Annotated in this window: 23 protein-coding genes and 1 tRNA gene; 2 read left to right on the top strand and 22 right to left on the bottom strand. The window is 46.8% G+C overall.

Translation table 11 applies throughout. The features are described from left to right. From PHW53_01270 to PHW53_01185, 18 genes are all read right to left on the bottom strand, one after another. Positions 1–636: a pilin gene (locus PHW53_01270; protein ID MDD4995083.1), complete on the bottom strand. Its 636-nt coding sequence runs from the start codon at positions 634–636 to the stop codon at positions 1–3. 2 nt (positions 637–638) lie between these two features. After that, the gene (locus PHW53_01265) at positions 639–1517 is read right to left on the bottom strand and encodes a pilin (GenBank protein ID MDD4995082.1); all 879 of its coding nucleotides are present in this window, start codon (positions 1515–1517) and stop codon (positions 639–641) included. Beyond that, positions 1514–2908: an extracellular solute-binding protein gene (locus PHW53_01260; protein MDD4995081.1), complete on the bottom strand. Its 1395-nt coding sequence runs from the start codon at positions 2906–2908 to the stop codon at positions 1514–1516. Before PHW53_01260 ends, PHW53_01265 begins: the two co-directional genes overlap by 4 nt. Then, positions 2905–3774, bottom strand: a complete 870-nt coding sequence (locus PHW53_01255) for a UTP--glucose-1-phosphate uridylyltransferase (protein ID MDD4995080.1) — start codon at positions 3772–3774, stop codon at positions 2905–2907. The genes PHW53_01260 and PHW53_01255 overlap by 4 nt, the downstream gene beginning before the upstream one ends. 93 nt (positions 3775–3867) lie before the next feature. After that, positions 3868–5202 (bottom strand): TIGR00730 family Rossman fold protein, encoded by a 1335-nt coding sequence (locus tag PHW53_01250; protein ID MDD4995079.1) that lies wholly within the window; start codon positions 5200–5202, stop codon positions 3868–3870. Positions 5203–5334: 132 nt separating this feature from the next. Continuing rightward, the gene (locus PHW53_01245; protein ID MDD4995078.1) at positions 5335–6471 is read right to left on the bottom strand and encodes a hypothetical protein; all 1137 of its coding nucleotides are present in this window, start codon (positions 6469–6471) and stop codon (positions 5335–5337) included. A 100-nt stretch (positions 6472–6571) separates the two neighbouring features. Further along, positions 6572–7369, bottom strand: a complete 798-nt coding sequence (locus PHW53_01240; GenBank protein MDD4995077.1) for a hypothetical protein — start codon at positions 7367–7369, stop codon at positions 6572–6574. 27 nt (positions 7370–7396) lie between these two features. After that, positions 7397–7597, bottom strand: coding sequence for a helix-turn-helix transcriptional regulator (locus tag PHW53_01235; protein MDD4995076.1), 201 nt, complete (start codon positions 7595–7597; stop codon positions 7397–7399). Next, positions 7575–7976 carry a DUF2178 domain-containing protein gene (locus PHW53_01230; protein ID MDD4995075.1) on the bottom strand — a complete coding sequence of 134 codons (402 nt, stop codon included), beginning with the start codon at positions 7974–7976 and terminating at the stop codon, positions 7575–7577. Before PHW53_01230 ends, PHW53_01235 begins: the two co-directional genes overlap by 23 nt. A 137-nt stretch (positions 7977–8113) precedes the next feature. Next, entirely contained in the window at positions 8114–8599 is a 486-nt protein-coding gene (locus tag PHW53_01225) for a hypothetical protein (protein MDD4995074.1), read from the bottom strand. A 284-nt stretch (positions 8600–8883) separates the two neighbouring features. Further along, entirely contained in the window at positions 8884–11358 is a 2475-nt protein-coding gene (locus PHW53_01220; protein MDD4995073.1) for an AAA family ATPase, read from the bottom strand. Then, positions 11355–11549 (bottom strand): hypothetical protein, encoded by a 195-nt coding sequence (locus PHW53_01215; protein MDD4995072.1) that lies wholly within the window; start codon positions 11547–11549, stop codon positions 11355–11357. Before PHW53_01215 ends, PHW53_01220 begins: the two co-directional genes overlap by 4 nt. Positions 11550–11555: 6 nt before the next feature. Further along, a complete protein-coding gene (locus PHW53_01210; protein ID MDD4995071.1) occupies positions 11556–12725 on the bottom strand; it encodes a DUF262 domain-containing protein in 1170 nt (389 codons plus the stop codon). Between the two features lies 1 nt (position 12726). After that, entirely contained in the window at positions 12727–13845 is a 1119-nt protein-coding gene (locus PHW53_01205) for an adenine-specific methyltransferase EcoRI family protein (GenBank protein MDD4995070.1), read from the bottom strand. A 4-nt stretch (positions 13846–13849) separates the two neighbouring features. After that, positions 13850–14047: a helix-turn-helix transcriptional regulator gene (locus PHW53_01200; protein MDD4995069.1), complete on the bottom strand. Its 198-nt coding sequence runs from the start codon at positions 14045–14047 to the stop codon at positions 13850–13852. Positions 14048–14283: 236 nt separating this feature from the next. Then, positions 14284–14727, bottom strand: a complete 444-nt coding sequence (locus tag PHW53_01195; protein MDD4995068.1) for a hypothetical protein — start codon at positions 14725–14727, stop codon at positions 14284–14286. Positions 14728–14738: 11 nt separating this feature from the next. Beyond that, a tRNA-Ser gene (locus PHW53_01190) sits at positions 14739–14828 on the bottom strand. 1 nt (position 14829) lies between these two features. Continuing rightward, complete coding sequence (locus PHW53_01185; GenBank protein ID MDD4995067.1) at positions 14830–15075, bottom strand: GIY-YIG nuclease family protein; 246 nt, start codon at positions 15073–15075, stop codon at positions 14830–14832. 248 nt (positions 15076–15323) lie between these two features. Between PHW53_01185 and PHW53_01180 the strand changes: the two genes are divergently transcribed. Further along, positions 15324–15620 carry a hypothetical protein gene (locus PHW53_01180; GenBank protein MDD4995066.1) on the top strand — a complete coding sequence of 99 codons (297 nt, stop codon included), beginning with the start codon at positions 15324–15326 and terminating at the stop codon, positions 15618–15620. Positions 15621–15629: 9 nt separating this feature from the next. On the opposite strand, the gene PHW53_01175 is transcribed toward PHW53_01180, so the two are convergent. Continuing rightward, entirely contained in the window at positions 15630–16877 is a 1248-nt protein-coding gene (locus PHW53_01175) for an O-antigen ligase family protein (GenBank protein MDD4995065.1), read from the bottom strand. After that, complete coding sequence (locus PHW53_01170; protein ID MDD4995064.1) at positions 16874–18316, bottom strand: flippase; 1443 nt, start codon at positions 18314–18316, stop codon at positions 16874–16876. Before PHW53_01170 ends, PHW53_01175 begins: the two co-directional genes overlap by 4 nt. 154 nt (positions 18317–18470) lie before the next feature. Here PHW53_01170 and PHW53_01165 point away from each other — a divergent pair, with 154 nt between their 5' ends. Continuing rightward, entirely contained in the window at positions 18471–20402 is a 1932-nt protein-coding gene (locus tag PHW53_01165; protein MDD4995063.1) for a SpoIID/LytB domain-containing protein, read from the top strand. 46 nt (positions 20403–20448) lie between these two features. On the opposite strand, the gene PHW53_01160 is transcribed toward PHW53_01165, so the two are convergent. Continuing rightward, entirely contained in the window at positions 20449–20988 is a 540-nt protein-coding gene (locus PHW53_01160) for a hypothetical protein (protein MDD4995062.1), read from the bottom strand. A gap of 12 nt (positions 20989–21000) precedes the next feature. After that, on the bottom strand, positions 21001–22131 hold the full coding sequence (locus tag PHW53_01155) for an RpiB/LacA/LacB family sugar-phosphate isomerase (protein MDD4995061.1): 1131 nt from the start codon (positions 22129–22131) through the stop codon (positions 21001–21003). Between the last annotated feature and the right edge of the window lie 54 nt (positions 22132–22185).

Genomic DNA, 22185 nt, shown 5'->3' with positions numbered 1-22185 from the left:
TTATTCCAGTAAGGCGGTTAAGATATAGCGCGTGACGGCATAGGCCGAGAAGATGACGACGAGGCCGAGGGTTGACCAGATCAGGATATTTTTTCCGAGCTTGACGCGCTCTTCGTTTCCGGCAGCGGTCATCCAGACGAATCCGCCGGCTACGAACATGAGAAGCGCGATACTGCCGACAATGCCGGTGACGGCGCGGATGATATAGCCGATGAGCTCATTCACGTCCGTGGTGCCGAGGGGCGGCTCAAATTCCAGGCGCGGCGGAGTGCCGGCGCCGGTTGAAGGAGTTTCGCCGGTTTCTTCACCGGTCGAAGGCGCAGGGGTCCAGGAGCAGGATCCGGTAATTATATAGGTGGGAGAGGTGATACCATAGGTTGCGCTAATCATGCCGGCGGCGTCGGGAAAACAATCTTCTTGCGTGACACTGCGGCGAATTTCGCCCATGCATCCGCAATTTGAAGCGCCGCTGTTCCAGTTGCATTGCGCTTCGGGAATCCCGGAGCAGCCGGTCGGGCCGGTAATAAGAATCCCGCTCATGGTAAAGTCGCAGACGCAGGAGCCAACATCCTCGGCCAAAGCCGGAACGGCGGCAAAGATGAGAATGGCGATTGTAATAATTGAAAAAATTTTCATATTTATATCCCTCTTCGAGAAAGCGCTTCCTCGCAGCCCGGGTCTTCGGTGCGCTCAATGCCGGGCGTTATTTCAGGAATCGTGGTTGCTCCTATGAGATCGCGCGCCGATTCGCAGGCAGTGATGCAGTCAGCGCCCGAATCGGACGGAAAATAATAAGTAGTGGCAGAGGCATCGTTGATTTCACACTTGCAGCAGGTGGTGGCGGCTTCGTGCGCCGGGCAGCAGAGGGTGTCCCAATCGCCGGGGCAGAGATTTAATTTGCAGCTGTAGGATTCGGCGTAAAGGCTTGCCGAGGCTTTGTCTTTGCTCGCGAGCGGAACGGTCTGACAGGCGTAGCCGCGGCTCGCGAGATTTTGGTCGGCTTCACAGCGGGTGACGCATTTTCGCGCCTCGTACGAGCAGACATAGTTTTTTTCCGTGCCGCAGGTTTTGCCGTCATTTTCCTGCTTGCGGCAGTCCATGCCGCCTTCCTGGCCCTCGGCCGCGCCGTATATATTAAGCTGGCGGAGGCATGATTGGTCGCCGCCGCAGAGAAAAGTGCCGACCGAATAAATTACGGTCGCGGCGGCAAGCATGATCACAAGCCCGATGGTCGTGTTCACCATGATGTCTTTGCCTTTTTTTATTTTATCCGAAGCCCCGCCCGAAGTGAGCCAGACAAAACCGCCATAGATGAACATGAGCAGCGTGACCGAGCCGGCGATGCTAAGGAGAAAGTTCGCGAAATTAATGAACGTCTGAAAAATTTCCGTAAGACCGCAGTTTTGGGTCGTGACATTCTGCCCGGTACAGCCGGAAGGAATAAGCTGAAACGCCAAAACCGGAATCGGAGCAAGCACGATGATTATCGCGAGAATAATTGTTATGTATTTTTTCATTGAATGGTCTGATTTACTTTACTCACCGCAAGATTAATTGCGTCTTTAAGCTCCATGGTGCCGTAGACCTGTGAATCAATCATGTCGGCAAAGGTCTGCTCAACCGCGGCCCAGTTTTTGCCGCGGTACCAGTCTTTGGCCGTGAGAAGCTGGGAAGCGAAAACCGAAAGGTCCACATCTTCAAGCTGGCTGTCGCGGAGCGAGCGCAGAGCGGTCGGGCGCTTGGCGGCGTCAAGATAGGCCTTGACGTTGGCTTCGCTTGCGGCAAACTGCACAAAGTCCCAGGCGTAATTTGAACTCTTGCTCTTTGCGGAAACCGAGTTCAGCCAGTAGTTGGCATAATTTACTTCCGGATTGCCCTCAAGCTGGGGGAGCCGGGCGATGCCGAGATTGAGCTTGGGCGCCTTGGTGCGGATTTGGGAAAGATGATACGAGTAGCCAAAAAAGAACGCGGTCTGGCCGGTGGAAAAAGCGTCCAGTGAATTCGGAAAGTCGTCATTCCAGGTGTAGACTTCTTTTCCGGAGTTGGCAAAGTCGGTGTAAAAACGGACCGCGCCGAATCCCGGGGGTTCGCTGCGGCCGGTAAGGGCTTTGGGGATTTTATTGAACGTGGCGAATCCGGATTCATTGGTCATTTCGGTGCCGTTTTGCATCATGAGCGCGGAAACGATGTCGCTGAACCGTTCAATGTTGGAAGATGTGCCGATCGCGGCCGCGGACTGGGCGATGCCGCCGTCGGCGTTGAGTTTGGTGATGGTTTTTACCTGTTCCAGAAAATCGGTCCAGGTGGTCGGCGGCTCGGCGATGCCGGCGGCGTTCAAAATGTCGCGGTTATAATAAAGCGCGAGCGTGTCCACGGAAAGCGGCAGTCCGACGATTTTATTTTCATTCACTTCGTCGGTCGCGTTCCAGACCGGCGCCACGGCGTCATCGGCCACGACCTGCACAAAGCTGTCCTGAAGCGCGCGCAGGGTCATGGTTTTTTCTTTTGCCAGGGTGGCTTTGGTTTCGCTTCCCAGAGCGCCTCCGGACTGCGTGACATAGGCGATGGTGAGTTCGGCCGGAAGGGGCAGGATTTTGGCGAGATAGCCGCGCATCCAGTGGTTGTGCACCATAAAGATATCCGGTCCGCGGTCTTCGGCCAGGGCGTTCAGCAGCTCGTCTTCGTATTCGTCAAACCGGTACATCTTGTAGTTGATGGTGACATTGGGATGCTTGGCGCGGTAGGCGGTGATAAGCGGCTGGATGGCGTCGGATTCGTCAAAAACTCCCCAAAAATTCAGAGTGACAGGTTTGGTGGCTTCTTTTTCGGCTTCAGATTGGGTTTTGCAGCCGAAGCCGGCGGTGGCGATCAGAGAAAGGATGACAAAAGAAAAAAATATTTTTTTCATATTTTCAAAGATTTGAGATATTTGATAAAATCTTTTTTTAGATCCGGCCGGCGCAGGGCAAAATCAACATTTGCCTTGAGATAGCCGAGCTTGGAGCCGGTGTCGTAATACGTCGCGTCACTCACCTCGCAGGCGTAAAGAGGCCGGCGCTTGGAAAGATTATGAATCGCGTCGGTGAGCCAGAGCTCGCCGCCTTTTCCGCGCTTGGTATTGCGGAGCGCGTGAAAGATGTCCGGAGTCAGGATAAAGCCGCCGAGGGAGGCGAGGAGAGAGGGCGATTTTTTCGGTCCGGGTTTTTCAATGATTTTTTTTACCTGGTAAATGTTTTTTTCAATCTTAACCGCGTCAAGCATGCCGTATCGCACGGTGTCCGCGGATTTTACTCCGTAGGCGGTGAGAACGGGGTCGCCGTATTTCTCAAAAACGCGGATAAGCTGGGACAGGCGGTTTTTTTTGCCGTAAAAAAATTCATCTCCCCAGAGAACGGCGAACGGCTCGTCGCCGATTATCTTCTCGGCGCAGAGGATCGGCGTACCGTTGCCGTACGGTCCCTTCTGCCGGATATAAATAAAATTTGCCATGTCGGCAATTTTTTTTATTTCCTCCCGCAGATCGTTTTTTCCCTGTTTCTTGAGCCAGTTCTGCAATTCGTGGTTGTAATCAAAATGATCCTCAACCGCGCGCTTTGAGGCGCCGGTGACCAGAATTACATCGGTGATGCCCGCGGCGACGGCTTCCTCCACCACGTACTGAATTACGGGTTTATCTACCACGGTAAGCATCTCTTTGGGCATTGCCTTGGTGGCGGGCAGAAAGCGCGTGCCGAAACCGGCGACCGGGATGACGACTTTTGTTATCTTGTTCATAAAAATACACTACTATTATAATAAAAAAACATGATTCCAGCAACACGAGAATCAGGAATCATGAATAATGGAACCTGCCTGCCGGCAGGCAGGTCAGGATTTTGTTTTTGGGACTTTCTTGATGATAAGAACGGCTTCTTCCACCGAATCCACGATATCAAACAGTTTGAGATCCCCGGGATCCAGGGCGCTATAGAGCCGGCAGGCGACTCGGCCGAGGTAATCGGCAAGCGGCTTCCAGAATTCCCGGCCGAAAAGAATGATGGGCATGCGGCCCATTTTGCCGGTTTGCATGAGCACGAGGAGCTCAAAAAGCTGGTGCAGGGTGCCGAAGCCGCCGGGGAAGCAGACAAAGGCAAGCGACGGCGCGGTGATAATGAGCTTGCGGGTGAAGGGAAAGAAGAAGCCCATGGAGCGCTTGACGTAGGGGTTGGCGCGCACCGTGCCGTCAAAACTGATATTCAGGCCCACGGAATCGGCGCCGGCCTCAAAAGCGCCTTTGTTCGCGGCCTCCATGATGCCGGGCCCGCCGCCGGTCACAATGGTGTAGCCGTCATGGCCAAGCACGCGGCCGAGTTCTTCGGCGGCCTGGTAATAGGGAGTTCCGGGCCCGAGTTTGCCGGTGCCGAGAATGGTAACGTCGTTTTTTAGGCGGTTTACGAATTCAAAGCCCTCTACCAGTTCGGCCATGATGCGGAAGACTTTCCAGTCAATGTTTGACGGATTGCCGGTCGGATTAATATCTCCAAAGAACGGCCGTTCTTTGACGCCGCGCGCGAACTCGGCGGCCTCCTCGGCCGTGTCAACGATATGGATGCATTCAAGGTTTTTCGGTTTGATGGCACCGATGCGTTTTAGCGAATATTCGCTCAGAAAATTATAAAGTTCTTTCCAAAAATCGCTCATCATGGCCACCACGGGCACGGGGGGCATGCGGTTGATTTCGATGAGGTCAATAACTTCAAAGAATTCATCCAGGGTGCCAAAGCCGCCGGGCAGAAAGAAAAATGCCTGCGACGGGGAGGTGAGCATGACCTTGCGGGTGAAGAAATAATAAAAACCCTGGGATTTTTTGCAGTAGGGGTTTAGAATCTGTTCGCTTGGCAACTGGATGTTGAGGCCAATGGATTCGGCGCCGACCGCGGCCGCGCCCTTGTTCGCGGCCTCCATGATGCCGGGTCCGCCGCCGGTGATAATGGCGTGGCCATTTTTTCCAAGTATTTTTGCCAATTTTTCGGTTTCGCGGTAATGCCGGCTTGAGGGTTTGGCGCGCGCCGAGCCGAAGAATGTGACTTCGCGCTTCAGGCCGGAGAGCAGGTGGTATCCTTCAACGAACTCGGACATGATTTTAAAAATGCGCCAGGTGTTCCGGAAATCAACCGGCTGATGGTATTTGTAAAATGATTTTTGGATGTCGCGTTTGGGCATAACGATATTATTATACCATCATTGGCGTATAACTAAAAAAGCGGGGGAGGCCCGCTATTTGGTGCTTATTTTATCTAATATCAAAGCGCCTTGTCAGGTATTATTTTTTTGAATATGGCACATGCGGAAAATTTATTTCCAAAAAATAAACTTAGCCACCTTGTCTCCGGGCTCAGTGAATTTTATCGCCATAATTAGCTTGTCGCTAGTCAAGGTGAAATCAATATTTTTGCCGGCGGGGAAAACCAAGCCGTAAGGATCGCTTGTATCTTTCTGGCAATTCAAACACTGTATTCGAGAGTCGGTTGTAAAATTAATTTTTTCACCGTCGGTTTCAACCGCCGTGAATTCAATAGACGCGGAAAGCGGATCCGCAAGATTCAAGCGATAGATATATTTTTTCGTGGCCGGATCAAAACGGGCCGTGTAATACCGCCGGGCGAGAGCACTACTACTAGAGCCGCTCTTTCCCGGTTCTATTTTAAGTTCTTGTTTTGTCAGGGCATAGGACAATTGGCTACTACCATCATCATCTTCCATTGCTCGTTCACGTAATTTAATACTGCTTAGCAACGGATAGGCCAGGATTACTATTATCGCGGTTATTAGAGAAAGGAAAAATAAAAGATTACGCCAGCGTGTGTTTGGCTTAAAAAATGACAGGATATTTCCTAAAATATTTCTGGCAGAAAGAGAAATAAAAATTAATGGGGAAAGGTAAAAAAAGATAATGATTGGGTGAAAAACAAAACCGCCCATCCGCCATTCTTTTAGGCCGAGAAAAAATCCCCAATCGATCGGCAAGGGAATAAAATATACGCCGAGGGCGATTAGCGCGAAGATGGCGTTGATTACCGGATGGTATCTTTTAGCGAAAAAAAGAAACAAGGCAAACACGACAAAGATCACCACCGTCGGGACAGTGAAAGGATTAAATAACAACAACGGGGCGGAGAGGATTAACAAGACCGCAAAAATTCGATTAAATACAATTTCCAATGTGGTTAAAGAGAATCGGCTTTTTTCCGGCGCGATCGCTGGCGGAGCGGCCGCGGTGGTTGCCTTGCGCGACCTTTTCCCTTTAAAGATCAGCCTAAATATTGCCCACGCGGTCCCCGCGATAAAAGTTAATGCGCAGCCAAAGACGATAACTGTTGCAATTCCTTTCGGTTCACGGTTTGGAAAAATAGTGTCATTGGCTAAGGTTAAAAAATCCAATATAAACAAAACTATTGAACCAATAATGAGATGTGCAGGGCGAATTTTCATGCGTTAATTAATTATTATTAATATGGCTGAAAAAGCTCTGCAGTGATTATATCATAAAAAAAAGGAGTCGTTTTCACGAACTCCCTTGAGCAAGCGTGTCTTATGGGGCGTGGCTGTTGCGATAGGCTTCGAGTTGATTCCGCCATGCTTTAAGAATTCTGAGTTGCGCCAGTTCGGTAATAAACAGTTCATCCGTAAGTTGTTGTTGGTAGGGGTGCGGGGTGGGGCTGAAAACACCATCCTGCCGACTGAGGTTTTCGATAGCGACGTTCCGATTCGTGAACTCGTGGAAGAGCTCAGTGAGCCGACGAATGCCCCCGAGACCAAGATCGCTCCAGGTGACGATTAGGCCGCTCGCGTTTCCGGCGATTTCTTTAGCGATGGCTGGTGCGTCCCTGTCGCTTTCGACCAGCGCTTGGAACATGCGGAGGTTTGGCAAGTGGTCTGCCGGAGAAAGGACAGTTCCAATCGCTAGGGGCAAAAGGATAATGCCCTGTTTTTTGGTGCTGACTTCGTAGCGGACGCTCAGACTGATCAGGAGATCATAGTTGTAGTTACTGCCCTTGAGTAGCTTAAAGCTCCAGTAGTTGCTCGGGCGGTGTCCGGGAGTTATCTCCTGGGGGTTCTGGTCGACCAAGGTGAAGGAAAGATCGGGGCGGGGCTCTCGCTTGATGTTGCGCGATTCAAGAATATCGAGGAGCCGGTCATCGAGCGTATATTTTTTGATCGGCTTGAAAAAGGTTTTTGAAGCGTTCCACCAAAGCTCGAGGCCCTTATGACGTGCGGCTAACTTTAAAAGGTCAAGCAGGGTATAGGTGTCGATGCCGGGGATAAGAACAAGATTTGCGGACGTTGTCATGGCATCCTCCTTCTCTACGGGGATGTTATCAGAGGGCAAAAAATTTTTCAATAGAGGTAAGAATACTTAACGTTGAAAGACGTTCTCAATCGTCTCGCCAAAAACTCCGGCGATTTTAAATGCCAGCTCCAGGGACGGAACGTATTTATTTTTTTCAATCGCGATTATGGTTTGACGAGTAACGCCAACTTTATCAGCCAGTTGTTCCTGAGTCATTTCGCGCATTGCTCGGAAAACTTTAATTTTATTCGTCGTCTGTTTCTCCATATTTTTTGCTGAAATATTTGTATGAAAGCGAATAAAGGGCAAGGCTGAACAGGGTAATATAACTTAATATTATTCCCAGGGTTTCGTAATTTGCCTCGCCGATCCGCCGGCCGATCACGATGAAAATCAAAGAAAGAAAAGCAGTGGCGAGGGTTAAAGTCGTGTAAGTAAGGCGAGCCGCGCGGTCGCCAATTTTTTGAATTCTCTCGTCAATTATAACCGCATTTGTTTTTTTTCTGACCAGGAGGAGAAAAAGCAGGCCGATTACGACTCCGGCCAGGGCCAAGACAATGTTATTATAAACAACCGCAATCGCCACCGTGGCCGAAACAAACGAGGCGGTTAATAGGCGCATTCTTTTGAATTGTTTGTAGTTCATATTGATTAAGTTAAGTTTACATTACTTATTGTAATGTATACCTTACATATTGTCAAGGGCGTGGTTTAGCGCAAATAAAAAATCGTCCGATAAAAGACGAATAAATTCCTGCATTTGCATGCTGTCCTGTATGTTCTTTAGTCAATCTGCGCGAAGAGCACCACGTAGTTTTTGCCGTAAGCCTTGGCGCACTTTGGGCAGGTGGTGTAAGAAAAATATAATTTTTTAATTTCTTTGTCTTTGTTTTTCACATATTCATTCATTTCAACCGCCCATTTGCCGGCGTTTTGATACGGACCTTCAAAAACTTTCGTTAGGAAAGTGCCGGAAATTTTTGCCATCTGCGCGCCGGGGACATCTTTCGCAACATCAATATAAATGTCAGAACCCCAAAGAGATTTTTCGTCGCAGAGCATGAGCTGATACGGGGATTTAGCGCCGGCTTTTTCAATCAGCGCTATATTTTTTATGATTTTTTTCCCCATATTGAGCGGAATGTGCAAAAAACTCGTAACATAGTCTTTGACAAAAATTTTATCTTTCCAGACAATTTCTTTTTCATGCCACGGTTCGGGATTGAACGGCTCGCAACAGCCGGTTGATTTAATTTCTTGATCTGACATATTTGGTAATTAGTTTTTTATAATTTGGCGGGCACGATCTCCGGAACTTTGAACCAAGAAAATGGCTCAAATTCGAGGATCTTGATAAAAGTATACAGGAATTAAGGGCTATCTACGAAGTTCATCCGGAGTGGTTTGAGACGCCTAAACCTAAGTCGGTCAAAGGCAAAGATGAGGTGGATTATTCTATATAAAATCCCTATTAGCGCGCATACAAGCCCGTCCGCTGACGCGGGCGGCTCTCTTTTTAGTAAACAACAATTGCTAGGTTTATCCGAGCAGATTTAATCTTTCTGCGCCGGTTTCTTTAGGTTTATATTTATCAATCCACAATTACAGCGAACTGCATCCGGCGTTTTTGGTGGCGTCGTAGTTAAATATACAAAACTACTACACTCTGGCTTTTCACAAAAGAATTTTTGCACCAAATTACGAAAAGTAGCAACCACGGGATTAAAATCATTAACCGAAAGATTCGCCCATTCGTTATAGTGAATAGCCGGATTAACCTGCCATTGTTCAGCGTTGGTCGCGACTAAAGAATCTGCAAGGTTCTTTTCTTGCAATTGGAGAGCTTTTGCAACATCAGTTTGGCTCCGTGATTCCGCAACCTCTTTACCTTCAACCATAAGCTTACGAAAGCGTGCCACGGCCGGAGCTAGGGTATCCCCAAGCCCATAGCGTCCATCACCCTTAAACTCAACTTGTGCTCGCAAGCTGTCACATACTTCTCTAAAAACATACTCCAGATAATACCGAAGGCGACTGGCCGCTGATTGAACATCGTTTGCATTCAAAGCAGTGTCTATTTCAGTCCACACGTCGCGCGTTTTCCATTCCGCAGGACCATGGTCGGGAGTCCAATTGCTAAAGCGTGTTGCGTTTCCTGATGCGATAAGCCCAACAGTCGTCATTTGTTTTAACCATACTTCATCATGCGTTGTAAGGATAAATTGAGTGTCTTGAAATTGTTGCTTAAGAAGATTACACACTTCTCGGCGGTGATTCGAATCAACAGACATGAGCACATCGTCGAGTACGGCAAATCTGAAATTAGTGCCTTGGAGTTTTCTCATTAGTGCTAGATACAAACAAAGCCCCATCGCGTCTTGGTGTCCCTCACTGTGATACGCGCCAGGAGGGAAATGCCCTCGTCCATAAAAATCAACATCAAAACCTAATTTGCCAATAGACGGAACCAGCTTTGCTGTAAAACTATTCTCGTCTTCGCCGTTCACCGAGCGATACAGTTTAGAGAACTCGCCTTCTACATCTTTATAAACACCCTCCAACGCTTTGGTGCTGATATCTACATATGTGTCGTAAACCTTCTTTGATAAATCAGCCCGCTGCTTTGCCTTATCTGCTTCGCGAGCTACTTTTCTGTATGCCTCAAGGCGATCTTGTGCTCGCACAATAAAATCTCGTGCCGCATCTTGTTGTGTTGGCTCTGGAATAATTGCGACAGCTTTTTCTATCGCTTCAATTGCAGATGTTACGTCAGCAGGAATTTCTGTGATATTTACAATTGCTGGTATAGCTTCCGTCAATGGCAAAAAATCTTTCAATGCCTTGCGGTATGACGATAATGTTGCTCGATAAGCTGCAAGACCTGCCGTATGTTCAGTTGTCAAGACTTTCGTTAATTTTTCAGCTAAAGCGGTTGCGTTATCAAGCGAGTCGACAAGAGTTATAATTGGTTCCAACCGATTTTCAAGGCTAGCGCGCATCTTTGTGATTTCTTCAAATCCTTCAAGTTTCGAGCGGATAATACCCTGCAATGTAGATATGTCCCATTTTGTATCACAAACGGGACAAGCTTCTTCCGTTACAAAATCTATCGCCGAGCGTAAAAATTTCTCGCGCGTTACACTCTCAGTAACAATAGGATTACTACTCAAAACAGTTAATTGATCTTTCAACTCTGAACACTCCGACCGCACACTTTCAGCCGTCATTTTTTGCGATACCTCTCGCCAAGTCTTTAGATCAGCTGTTGCCGAAACCTTATTCACTTTCGGCACAGCCGGAGATTTTACACTTGTTTCTAATCCATCATTTAAAGCTGTCGTGGCTGTTAAATCCGTAAGTGACGTTAAGCCGAGAACAGTGCGTCTTGTATTTACCGCTTCTAAAATCTTTGCTTTAACCAAATCAGTTATTTCCAAACCTTGTGCTAAACTTTCGCTTGCTTGATCCTGAACTTTTTTTGAATCCTTTGACTCTTTGCTGTATGTGTTTGATATGGTCAGTAGACTGCTCCGTAAATCGCCAATTTTATCGAGACGCAATAGTGCCTGAACTTCCGCTGATCTGTCGCCCGGTTTTGAAATGACATACCGAATAATCTCGCGTCGAGATAATACAAACTCAGGATGCCCATCAAATTGTGAAAGTATCTCAAGTATTTCCGGTGATGATGGATTTATACTTGGCGTTGTAGAATTTTTGACTGTCCTCGCGAGCGTCACTTGCTTATTTTCAAGTGTTGGTATTTTAAATGTAATGTTTATGCGAGCTTTTTCGGGATTATTTTTACTATCGACATGTGGTGCGTGTTCTTTGACGGAAACATTACCCATACCTTCGCCAGACAAGCGCGATATATTCCCTGTAAGAGCAAACTCTAGAGCATCGACCACTCCACTTTTACCTGTTCCGTTTGGTCCGCATACAGCGTAATTTTTTCCGTTAAACTCCAGTGTCAAGTTGCGTATGCCACGAAACTCTTCAATTTTTATTGTGTCAATCTTAATCATACATCTGTGCTATCACTGTAAAACAATGCTTGTTTGAGAGCATCAACCGAGATCTGCCCATTGTCTACAAGAGTTTTTCTTAAGCGAGCGATAACTTCTTCCGGTATTTTTTGTTCTCCCAATTCCGTTAGAAACTGGTCGAATATTTGCTCTGGCACACTCATTATTTTATTGTCTGTTTGATTTGCCATATTATTTTATCGATTTCCCTTCGCTCGATTGTGGGTTTTGCACAACATCTCACAATTCTTCGCTGAAGTCGCGCCACTCTTGCTCCACGCTGATACATGATCCGCTTCCATTTCGCCGAAACTCCAAATCTTTTCCTTATTAGCGTCGTGCCCAATAGCGCAATGTGGACAGTTTGATTTCTCTTTGGTTTCAGCTTCCTTAGTTTGTTTTGCGTAAATAGCTCTTTTAGTTGGTTCGTCAAAAATGTGAATATTAAGCAATTTTGTATCGTTTTTACCACCTAAAATGTACTCAAAAATTCCCTTTTTATCTTTAACAAAAAAGTCACCATAGAGCTCACGCACCTCAGCGGATACTTTGGTTGGATTATATTTCTCTTTGTGATATTCCTCGTACAATCGTCCCCATTTAAGCCCGCGCATTTCGCTTTCTACATCGGTAAATACGCTAGATACCCAATGAATGACTGTGTTGAAATATTTTTTCAACACATCGATGTTTTTGTCTTTGCGATGCTTGCTCATGTAGTCGCCGATATTGCCTCTGCTTACCCAATCAAGAGCACATTCCAAAAATTCCTGCCTGTTTGCACTACCCGATACATATGCACTCCATTTTTGAATATTGGCGTTTTGGCTATTACTGAATTCCTCTTTAGCCCTAGTCACGAATGGGCCAGAATACACGGCATTGAGTAATTCTTGATTATTGAGCGGAACGCCGGCAATATTTATGGTCCTAAACCATTCTTTTATCTGGCTTTCTGTGCCCTCGCACTCGTAAATGAGAAGTTTCGTTTCCAAAATTTTGGTTTGCTTGTCTTTTGCCATACCGCCAAAATATTGCTCCATGCCATTTTCGTCCTTGATGGCAAATTTGTCGGTGATAAATCGTCCGAGACTTGTGATGCGTTGCTGTCCGTCTAAAACTTCTAGGTTTTCGGTAGAAACTTTATTGAAATAAATCAATCCTATTGGATATTCTTTTAGGACTGATTCAATTACAGCCATCTCTCTTTTGCCGCCATCGGATGCATAAATATAATTTCGCTGATATTCCGGCTGAATAGTGAGCTTGCCAGACAAGCCAAACAAACCCTTGCCTTCAAGTTCGTTATAGACAAAGCCGTCGCAGATTTCTTTAACAGTGATATTGGTTTTTAAAGTTGTATTCATATTATTTTTTCTTATGCCTGATGATAACTCTTCTATAAGCGGGCTTTCCATTCAAGTCAGGGCCTCTGCCTCTCCAATTAGGATATTGCATCCTGTGATCGTCCATTCCTAATATCTCAAATTGTTCAGGATTGTACTTATCCAAAAAACTTATTGGCACACCCATTGCACCTTTATAATCGCTTGGAATCGCATCGGTAAAAGATACTTCTATCGCATCATAATTATCGTATTTTTCATACGCTTTTTTGCCTTTGATTTCTTTGTGTCTGCTGTATTTCAAATTTTCTTTCATTGTCATAAGTGGCAACGGTTGGTGACGGCGACCATGGTCAAGATTGGTAAGCCACAAACAATTATTGGTGGCAACAATTCTATTTCCATCTTCATCTATCCGAGCCTCCGTTCCGTACAAGTTGTAGGATTCAGGTACAATAAAACCAGAAATCCATCTTCCCATTCCATTACCAAGCCATATTTCATTATTTTTAATTTTTTGAAATACCTCCTTGTAAGTTATGCAATTAATATTGCCAATAATCAAAAACTTTTTTTGGTAATCAAAAAGTTGTTTAACATACTCACGAAACAAACTAAACGGCGGATTGGTTACCGCGATATCAGACTGTTCCAGTAATGCTATGCATTCGGGACTTCTGAAGTCACCATCTTTCTCAAGGGGCATCCATTCGTTGTTTTTGTTTGCCTTTAACTGTTTGGCAACATCTTTTAGATTGAACTCTCCATCGCCGTCTATATCTTTCACTTCATTGATAATAAATTTATTGGCAGTTACCTTTGAACGGCCTTTTGTTTTTGCAAGTGTTTTGTCATCACCGAATAATCCCAGTTGCGTGTTGGCGACGGGCGATGGTTTGTAGCTCGTTGTAATTAGCTGTTGCAATCCAAGCTTGTTGAAATTGAGTACAAAATAACGAAAAAAATTGCTCTCGAACGGATCGTCGCAGTTGCAATACACCACCTTAGCTCGGAATGTATTAGGGTTGTAATCTAAATACTTTTCAATTTCTTTCTGAATATCGATGTACTGAGTATAAAACTCATCGTTCTTTGCCCTTTTCGCATTTGTAAGATTTTTAATTGATGCTTCTCTGGCCATAAATTTATTTTATTAAATCCTCAACTTTGACATCTAGGGCTTTTGCAATTTTCTGCAAAGTTTCAATGGTTGGATTTTGAGTTTCGTCGAGTTCCAGTTTTGCGATTGTATTCAAAGAGATATTTGCCAGTTTTGAAAGCCTATCTTGCGATATACCTTTTTGTTCTCTTAATTTGCGAATGTTTTTACTGATTGTAGGCATAATTTATCTTTACTAAAATATATTGATTATATTGTACACCCTGTTAAAAAATAATACAAAAAACCGACTTCCTGACGAAATCGGCTTTTCGCTGTCCAAATACCCTTATTTTACTTAGGTTCTAACTTGTTAATTTGGCGGAGGAGGTGAGAGCGACTTCGCTCCGCTACGTCGACTTAAAATTTTGAATATTTTGGTTGGCGGAGGAGGTGAAAGCGATTTTGTCCCCGTCGTCTTTAATTGAAATTAGCATAGATCAGAAGTGAAATGATGATAAGTATTGCGTAAGGCAATCCAACGTGTAGAAGAAACATGCTTCGAACGACATTTTTTTCGTCATGAATCGGAAGGTTGGGGGATAAAAAATCCGTGGGTAAGGGACGGCCGAAAAAAAGAATTTGTAAGCCATTTTGGATTTCGTCACGGCGTTTCTTGTAGTTGGTACGATAAACTTTATTGTAGCTGTCAAAGAACCAGAAGATGAGTACTAGCAGCGCTCCTAAGAGGGCGACCTGTTTCGTTTCCGTTTGGAACACCCAGCCGGACGCGGCTACCCACAGCGTAACTGCCCAGGTTTTAATGGTAGTTGAAAGCTGGTCGTATTTGTCCATTTGCCGCTGTGCAAGCAAAAATTCTTCATTCAATATATTGTATTGGACATCATTTTTTGAAATTTGCATAATATTTTGGTTGGCGGAGGAGGTGAGATTTGAACTCACGATACCCTTTCGGGCATACCGCTTTTCGAGAGCGGCGCCTTCAACCACTCGGCCACTCCTCCGTTAAATGAGTTTGAAAAGTTTTTTAAATAATATCCCGCCTTTATAACTCTTTATTTCAAATTCCCGACGATTAGCTTCCGATTTTGTTTTAAATATTTCTGAATAAATTAATTCCCAGGGGCGTCCATTTTTTGTTGACTTAACCCTTCCCTGGTTATGCCGTTCTAATCGCGCCGGCATATCATTAGTATGCCCAATGTAATGTTTACCATTTTTTAAACTTTTTAAGATATAGGTTGTGAACATTTTTATAATTGCGGCGCTTTCAGCCACCCCCGCGAAGCAGGGCCCCGCTGCGCGGGGTCGGCCACTCCTCCAAATTAAAAATTTTAAATTTTAAGTTTTACCTGCCTGCCGGCAGGCAGGAATTTTAATTCAATTTTAAATGATAAATTTTTAATGATTAAAACAGAGTTTAACATGATTGGGGGTGCTTGACAAGGACGGGGAAATCAGCTAAATTTTTAGCAGGTCTTTTTTTAGGAGGTGGCGAGATGTCGGAAACCAGGAGGGCGAGGCTTTTGGCCGTGAAGTATCCGATGGGACACGCGATGGGAAAAGGGATAACTCCACTTATGTTCATCGCCGAGAGCGACTGGGAGACTTTTCTCCATTTCATCAAGCCGGACTGCGATGAATTTGGCGTGGTGAACAACAAGGAAGAATTCCTGGAGAATCTTAAGTCCTATAAGCCGGGCATTGTCCGCGCGATCCGCGACTGCGGCGGGTCGGCGGTGGATGTGCAAATCTGGAACGAGTGGATTTGCTTTTTTCCAAACAGTCCGCTCTGACAGCTCATCTTAGAGGCGCGAAAGCGTCTCGTTTTTTTTCTCTAAAATAAAGGCCACTGCGAGAAAGAGCCAGAACATCATTGATAAATCATTTTTAAAATAGGGTACGTCAACCAAACCGTGGATCAGGATGGCAAAAAATATGCAGAGCATGGCGAGCGCGAGGCTAGACTGGCGCGCTTTTTTTAATGACGCGACAATGCCGAGCGCCATGAGCCAGAGAAACGCAATGAGCCCAACCGGGCCGGTTTCGGACCAGAAATTCAAAACAATATTATGAGGATATTGGAAGATTTCCAGATATTCGGCTTGATGGAATTTGATCATTTTTAAAGGATAGCCAGAGAGTCCGGCGCCGAAGATCGCGTTGGATTTCAGCATTTCAAGCGATTCACTCCAGGTGACAAGGCGGACATGGCCGGACCAGTCCTGAAGCGTGATTTTTTCAATCACCGGACTTCGGAGCGCGGGCGTGAGACCGATCAAGAGGATCAGAATCGCGGCTGCGGCAATGGCCGGGACGCGGAGATTTTTTTTGAAAACGCAAAAAATAAAAATTCCGGCCGCCGCGGCAATCCAGCCGGCTTCGGTTTTGGAAAAAAATATGGCAAGCGCGGAAGAGGCGAGCGAGAGAAAATATAATGTTGAGTAAATATATTTTTTCTCACGTAGCGAATCGTAGAATAAAGAAAAAGCCAGGATAATGAGCGGCGCAAGGTACAAGCCGACGGCGTTCGGGTAGCCGAAAACCGAAGTGACGCGGCGCTCGGCGAGCCAGGCCGGGGGAATGGCGACGCCGGTTGCTTTCTGGAAAATCGCGAAAAGCGATATCGCGGCCGCCGAAGCAAGAAGGGCATTCAAGATTAATTTCCAGTCTTCCCGTGTCTTGAGGCTGGAGATGAGAATCAAGAAAAATAATATGGGCTCAATAAAATATGCTTTCCAGATGCCGAGAGCGGCGGTTTTATCCGGAGAAACAATGACGCCGATTGTCGCGGCCGCTAAGAAAAGAAAAATCGGCAGCCGCCATTTTATCAAATTTTGATTGCGGTAGGAGAGGCCGCGCTCTTTGGTTATCCAGATCAAGGCAATGACGACAAAGTAGAGTTCAAGAAGCGTGGTTGGCAATGGGCCGATCTGGAAACGGATGAAGTAAGTAGGTAAAAGAAAAACAAGAAGCGCAAGTCCAAGACGGAAGTTGCGCCAGGCGAGGTATCCGAACAGGCCGAGGAAAATTATCAGAATAAAATAATTCATGGGTTGCGGGGGATTTTAAATATTTCCATGATCAATTCTTTTTTTACGCCGCCAAGGGCATAGAGTATTGCGGCATATATTGCGGCACCACCAGTAATCAGAACAAGAAGATTTGAGAAATACGGTTCAATAAAATAAATCGCGGCAGCCATGAGAAGGCTCGCGGCTAAGGCGCGGTTGCAGACGCCAAGCGCCGGTCGCCATCGGATTGCGCGGTAAACAACAATAAAGGTGAGAAGCGCGATCATTGCTTCGGAGGCGACTGTGCCCCAGGCGGCGGCCGGCATGCCGAAGCGGGGAATAAAAACCAGATAAAATATGAGAGCGGCCACGGCGGTCGCGACATAGCCCCAGATCATCCGGCGCTGGCAGCCGATCGCAACAATGAGGTGCGAAAAAAGAACAGAAAGATAAATTACACCGGTCGCGATAATCAAGATTTGGAGAATTGGACCCGAGGCGCTAAAATCCGGGCCGGCGATAAATACCATGATTGGAGTCGCAAGGATCAGGGCGCCAAAAACCATGGGCCAGGCGATAATAGCGAGAAAATCAAAACCGCGCTGGGCGAGGCGGGTAAAATCTTCAAGCTTTTTTTCCGCAAACCAGCGGGCAAAAAACGGCATCAGCACGCCGATGAACATAAACGGTAGAGTAATGAGTACCTCAAGCACGCGATAAGGCGCGCCGTAAAGCCCGACTTCGGCCTGAGAGCGGAATACGGACAAAATTACGGTATCGGCTTTAAAATAAAGAAGATTGAAAGCGATGGAGATGCCGATCGGCCAGGAGCGCGCCAGGGCTTCGCGCCAGAGGGGCCATTCAAAAGAAAGGCGGATCGCGGCGAACGGCTTGGCAAAAATCCAGTTGGCGACAAAATTCGCAAAGCTTCCGAGAACCACGGCAAGCATGATCCAAAGCAAGTTGAGATTAAGAAAAATAAAGCCAGCGACGCCGCTAAGGAGAACTAGCCGGCCGATAATCTCGGAAATTACCACGCGTTCCATGCGAAGATGCTTTTGGAAGACGCCGGTAAGAAGTTGATTTAAGGATATGAATAAAAATGAAAAAGTAGTAAGTGCGATGCCCCACTTCAACATTGCCGGATAGGGGAATAAAAGCGCGATGAGCGGCGCGGCGCCCAAAAATAAAATTGCGGAAACAAGCCGCAATGTAAAAATATTACTTAATATTTTATCGTTTAATTTTCGGTCGTCGCCGTGTTCGGAAATCATCTGCACGGTCATGAGCGTCAAGCCGAAATCAACCAAAATGCCAAAGACCTGCAAAAAAGCAGTGATGGTTGTGTAGCCGCCAAAACCATCCCGGCCAAGGTAGCGGGTCATCAAAGCAACGGTAACAAGACCGACAACGGTGCTTAAAATTTTTCCGGAAACCTGCGAAATCGTATTCCAGGCAATGGCGCGAGTGAGTGACATATTTTAATTAAGTATATATTTTTTTTTCAGACTTGACAAACGGCGTTTTTTATGTTATTATATATAGTGTAAATGAGACTATCCGCCAACGTTCTAACTTAGGAAGAAAGGACAAGGCGGTTTTATTGTCTTCGGGCGAAAAAATAAAAAGAAAATGCCAAATTACGGCTTAAAAATCGATAATTGTGATTTAAAGCCCACGGAAAGCTGGGGCAGCGTTTTTGCAAGCGTTTCCGTGGTTTTTTTAATCGTGGTCGTGTTTTCCTGGATGCTTTCACTCGTGGAAACGCAAATTTTTGCAGTGCACGAGGCTCGAGCGGCAGAGTGGGAAGCCGTGAAGATGATTGAGACCGCGAAAACCCTCACCATGCGGCCGGGTGAAACAAAAGAATTCACCGTCGGTTTCAAGAATACGGGAAGCAATACCTGGACAAACACGGAAAAAAATTATATTTCAATTTATACCTGGTCGCCGAAATACCGCACCAGCCGTTTCCAGGATACGACCTGGAAGCTGCGCGAACAGCCGGCGGCGATGAAAGACAGTCGCGTTGCGCCCGGCCAAGTCGGATACGTTGTTTTTAAATTGCGCGCGCCGGCGGATATCGCATCCGGAGTTTATGAAGAAAAATTTTATTTAGCCGCGGAAGATCTTTTGTGGATACCGGGCGGCGAATTTACCGTATCGATTTTAATCGATACATCCGGAAGCACGACCCCGATATCAACGCCGGTGGCAACATCGATTCCGACTCCAACCGCGGCCTCAATTCCAACGGCATCGGCGGGCTATGAGGCAAAGCTTCTTCTGCGCAGCCACCAGCAAATTACAATGCGCGCCGGCGAGGCGATAAAATTTACAGCTGGTTTTAAGAATTACGGCAGAGCGACTTGGTTAAGTGCAAAAATAGTTTTGCCGGATGTGGCAGCCGCATCAACCGGTTTGGATAATTTTTATGATATTTCCTGGAAATCACGGTCCGTGCTTGCTGAATCGGCGTCTCCGACTGCGCCCGGAGCACTGCAATTTTTTACCTTTACTCTTAAGGCCGCGTCGGCTGGTGTTTATCAGGTGAATTTAAAATTGCAAACTGACGGAACTGACATTTCGGGCGGCGAATTAGATATTCCGATTACCGTAACTGACGATTCAGGAGATATTCCGTCCGAAGGAACTAGTCCGGCGCCGACAATTGGATTGATGCAGGAATCGCTGATGCGCATCGGGCTTTACGATCTCGAAGGAGATTTGACGCTTACGGCGGATAAATCGTTTGTGGTTAAAACATCCTGTGGCCAGGATTTGGGTACATACGCGGCCGGGGTAGTAGTGACCGCGAGTTATAATAAATCAACGTATCAGTATTCTTTTTTCAAAGACGCGAAAAATTATACCGGCGCGTGCTATCTGCGTTTTGAGCCGGCCGGGGCGGGACAGAATATTTTTGAACTTACAAGTCTTGAGCAGCGGCCGGCATGGAACCGCGCCTATAACGACAATCGCTTTCGCGGAGTGATTGAACTTCGGGTATCGGAAACAAATTATCCCTGGGTAATCAACGAACTTCCGATGGAGGATTATCTCAAGGGTTTGGCTGAGACTTCAAATTATTCGCCGACTGAATTTCAGAAAGCGCTTGTGACTGCGGCGCGTTCGTACGCATATTTTCATTATTCATATCCGACCAAGCATGCAAAAGGGCATTTTATTCTTGATGCGACCTATGATCAGGTTTACCGCGGATACGGAAACGAAATCCGCGTGCCGCGGCTCGCGAACGCGGTGGAGCAGACGCGCGGCATGATTGTGCATTATGACAATGAGCCGGTTTTCACCCCATATTACTCGCGTTCCGACGGACGGACGCGGAGCTACAAAGAAGTCTGGGGCGGTTCAAATGGCATTGATTATGGCTGGCTGCAGTCGGTTCCGGCACCATATGACGCCGCGGCGAATAACACTCTTTGGGGCCATGGAGTCGGCATGGCCTGTACCGATGCTATTGGCATGGCAAATGCAGGACGTGGCTGGGATGAGATAGTGAAATATTATTACAGCGGCATTGTATTGAAAAAACTTTGGTAAAATTAAAAAAGTACGGGTCGCAGATCTGCGACCCGTACTTTTGTTTTTAATAGACGAATCCTTTGTCGTGGTTGATGGTGTAATACAGAGTTGACTGCTGGGTCTTGCTGTAATCCGAGGCGAATTCGATTGACTGGCCTTCGCGGTAGTTGGTGAAAAATCCGTCCGGTACGTCGTCAATCCAGTCGTTCCAGTTGAGTCCGTAAAGGGTTTCGGCCGCTTCCTCGGTTTTGACCCAGCGGATAACTCCACCGCCTTCAACGGCATAGACCTTGTCCGCGGTAGTGATTTTAATCATTTTGTATCCCGGCTTGTAGGTGACATTGCCGCCAATTTGAATCGCGGCGAGCTCGGCATCGGTGATTATTTTAACTTCGCTAAAATCCGTATACCAGGTAAAATATGTCTTTTCGTTGGGGAAGACATAGCGTTTGCCGTTTTCGGCATAGTAGTAGACCGAGGAGAAGCTTTGTCCTTTAATGAGATCGCCGGAAACGAGAGTTGCCGCGTCGCCGGGCAGGGCAATCGCGCCGGTCATGGCGAGCGTCATGGCGAACAATATTCCGGCAAAAATAAATTTGCGCATAGTTGGATATTATTAATTAATTTTTTTAAATTCGTTAATTATTTTTTTGGGTTTAGCGGTTTTGTAAATCGCGTTTGCGGCGCAGAGAGTATCGGCGCCGGCTCTCAATATCTCGCGCGCGTTTTTAAGATTTACGCCGCCGTCAACCTGGATTGTAACCCGCGGGGCGATTTTTTTCAAGTTCCGCATTTTTTTTAAAATGCGCGGCTGGAATTTTTGGCCCGAACGGCCAGGGGTGACGCCAAGAAAAAGAACAGTGTTGATTTTTTGAATAACCGGCCGGAGGCGGGTAATTGGTGTCGCGGGATTCAGGGCCGTGCCGGCCTGCCAGCCGAACCGCTTGATTGCTTTAATGATGCTCGCGGGATTTCGTTTCACTTCAATGTGAAAAATAACTTTTTTTACATTTTTTATTTTTTTCCATTTTTTAATTTCCGCCGCCGGATCGGCAACCATGAGATGGAGTTCGTATTTTATGGGCGTGGGTATGGTTTTAATAATTTCCGGATCAGCCCAGTTTTTTGGCGAAACAAATTTGCCGTCAATCACGTCAATCTGCACGCGCGAAGCCGCGCCTTCAACCAAGCGCAGCTTTTGCGCGAAATCAATCGCGTTTTTCGCGAGGATAGCGGGGATTATTTTCGGCCCGCCTTTGTCCCGACGCTCGCTTCGCTCGGTCGGAGCTTCGGCGAGGCAGGCATTTTTTTCTAATTTTTTAATTTGCTTAATGCGGCGTGCGTGGCGCTTTGCGTCGGAGAATTTTGTCTTGAGAAAAGCGGCCGTAATTTTTTTCGCTTCCGCGGATTTCAGGACGCGCCCGGCGAGGCAGAGCACGTTGGCGTCGTCGTCGGTACGGGAGGTTTTTGCCGCGTAGGTTGAATAGCCCAGGGCGGCGCGCACGCCGCGGATTTTATTCGCCGTGATGCAGACGCCTTCGGCGTTGCCGCAAAGCACAAGGCCGCGCGACGCGGGGTCGCGGCGCGCCGCCCGGCCGACGCGCGCGGCATAAGCGGGGTAATCATCATTCTTTTCCAGCTTAAAGGCGCCGAGGTCATGGACATCGTATTTGGCGCGGGATAAATATTTTTTAATCTCCTCTTTGAGGCGGAAGCCGGCGTGGTCGGCACCAAGGAAAATTTTCATAGTGTTATTATTATAGCAGATACGCGGCTGACTTTACAGAAAGAGGGGATTTTG

The sequence above is a fragment of the Patescibacteria group bacterium genome (assembly GCA_028710985.1).
Lineage (GTDB): Bacteria > Patescibacteriota > Patescibacteriia > JAHJFT01 > JAHJFT01 > JAQTTB01.
Note: the sequence above shows the minus strand (reverse complement) of the source record. Positions and strands in the feature narration are given on the sequence as shown.

Excerpts from the sequence above, each read along its gene's own strand:
- PHW53_01260 (MDD4995081.1), bottom strand. The coding sequence starts at position 2,908 with ATGAAAAAAATATTTTTTTCTTTTGTCATCCTTTCTCTGATCGCCACC.
- PHW53_01220 (MDD4995073.1), bottom strand. The coding sequence starts at position 11,358 with ATGATTAAGATTGACACAATAAAAATTGAAGAGTTTCGTGGCATACGC.
- PHW53_01175 (MDD4995065.1), bottom strand. The coding sequence starts at position 16,877 with ATGAATTATTTTATTCTGATAATTTTCCTCGGCCTGTTCGGATACCTC.
- PHW53_01155 (MDD4995061.1), bottom strand. The coding sequence starts at position 22,131 with ATGAAAATTTTCCTTGGTGCCGACCACGCCGGCTTCCGCCTCAAAGAG.
- PHW53_01225 (MDD4995074.1), bottom strand. The coding sequence starts at position 8,599 with ATGTCAGATCAAGAAATTAAATCAACCGGCTGTTGCGAGCCGTTCAAT.
- PHW53_01255 (MDD4995080.1), bottom strand. The coding sequence starts at position 3,774 with ATGAACAAGATAACAAAAGTCGTCATCCCGGTCGCCGGTTTCGGCACG.
- PHW53_01230 (MDD4995075.1), bottom strand. The coding sequence starts at position 7,976 with ATGAACTACAAACAATTCAAAAGAATGCGCCTATTAACCGCCTCGTTT.
- PHW53_01170 (MDD4995064.1), bottom strand. The coding sequence starts at position 18,316 with ATGTCACTCACTCGCGCCATTGCCTGGAATACGATTTCGCAGGTTTCC.
- PHW53_01180 (MDD4995066.1), top strand. The coding sequence starts at position 15,324 with ATGTCGGAAACCAGGAGGGCGAGGCTTTTGGCCGTGAAGTATCCGATG.
- PHW53_01270 (MDD4995083.1), bottom strand. The coding sequence starts at position 636 with ATGAAAATTTTTTCAATTATTACAATCGCCATTCTCATCTTTGCCGCC.
- PHW53_01160 (MDD4995062.1), bottom strand. The coding sequence starts at position 20,988 with ATGCGCAAATTTATTTTTGCCGGAATATTGTTCGCCATGACGCTCGCC.
- PHW53_01210 (MDD4995071.1), bottom strand. The coding sequence starts at position 12,725 with ATGAATACAACTTTAAAAACCAATATCACTGTTAAAGAAATCTGCGAC.
- PHW53_01235 (MDD4995076.1), bottom strand. The coding sequence starts at position 7,597 with ATGGAGAAACAGACGACGAATAAAATTAAAGTTTTCCGAGCAATGCGC.
- PHW53_01165 (MDD4995063.1), top strand. The coding sequence starts at position 18,471 with ATGCCAAATTACGGCTTAAAAATCGATAATTGTGATTTAAAGCCCACG.
- PHW53_01265 (MDD4995082.1), bottom strand. The coding sequence starts at position 1,517 with ATGAAAAAATACATAACAATTATTCTCGCGATAATCATCGTGCTTGCT.
- PHW53_01245 (MDD4995078.1), bottom strand. The coding sequence starts at position 6,471 with ATGAAAATTCGCCCTGCACATCTCATTATTGGTTCAATAGTTTTGTTT.
- PHW53_01185 (MDD4995067.1), bottom strand. The coding sequence starts at position 15,075 with ATGTTCACAACCTATATCTTAAAAAGTTTAAAAAATGGTAAACATTAC.
- PHW53_01195 (MDD4995068.1), bottom strand. The coding sequence starts at position 14,727 with ATGCAAATTTCAAAAAATGATGTCCAATACAATATATTGAATGAAGAA.
- PHW53_01200 (MDD4995069.1), bottom strand. The coding sequence starts at position 14,047 with ATGCCTACAATCAGTAAAAACATTCGCAAATTAAGAGAACAAAAAGGT.
- PHW53_01205 (MDD4995070.1), bottom strand. The coding sequence starts at position 13,845 with ATGGCCAGAGAAGCATCAATTAAAAATCTTACAAATGCGAAAAGGGCA.
- PHW53_01215 (MDD4995072.1), bottom strand. The coding sequence starts at position 11,549 with ATGGCAAATCAAACAGACAATAAAATAATGAGTGTGCCAGAGCAAATA.
- PHW53_01250 (MDD4995079.1), bottom strand. The coding sequence starts at position 5,202 with ATGCCCAAACGCGACATCCAAAAATCATTTTACAAATACCATCAGCCG.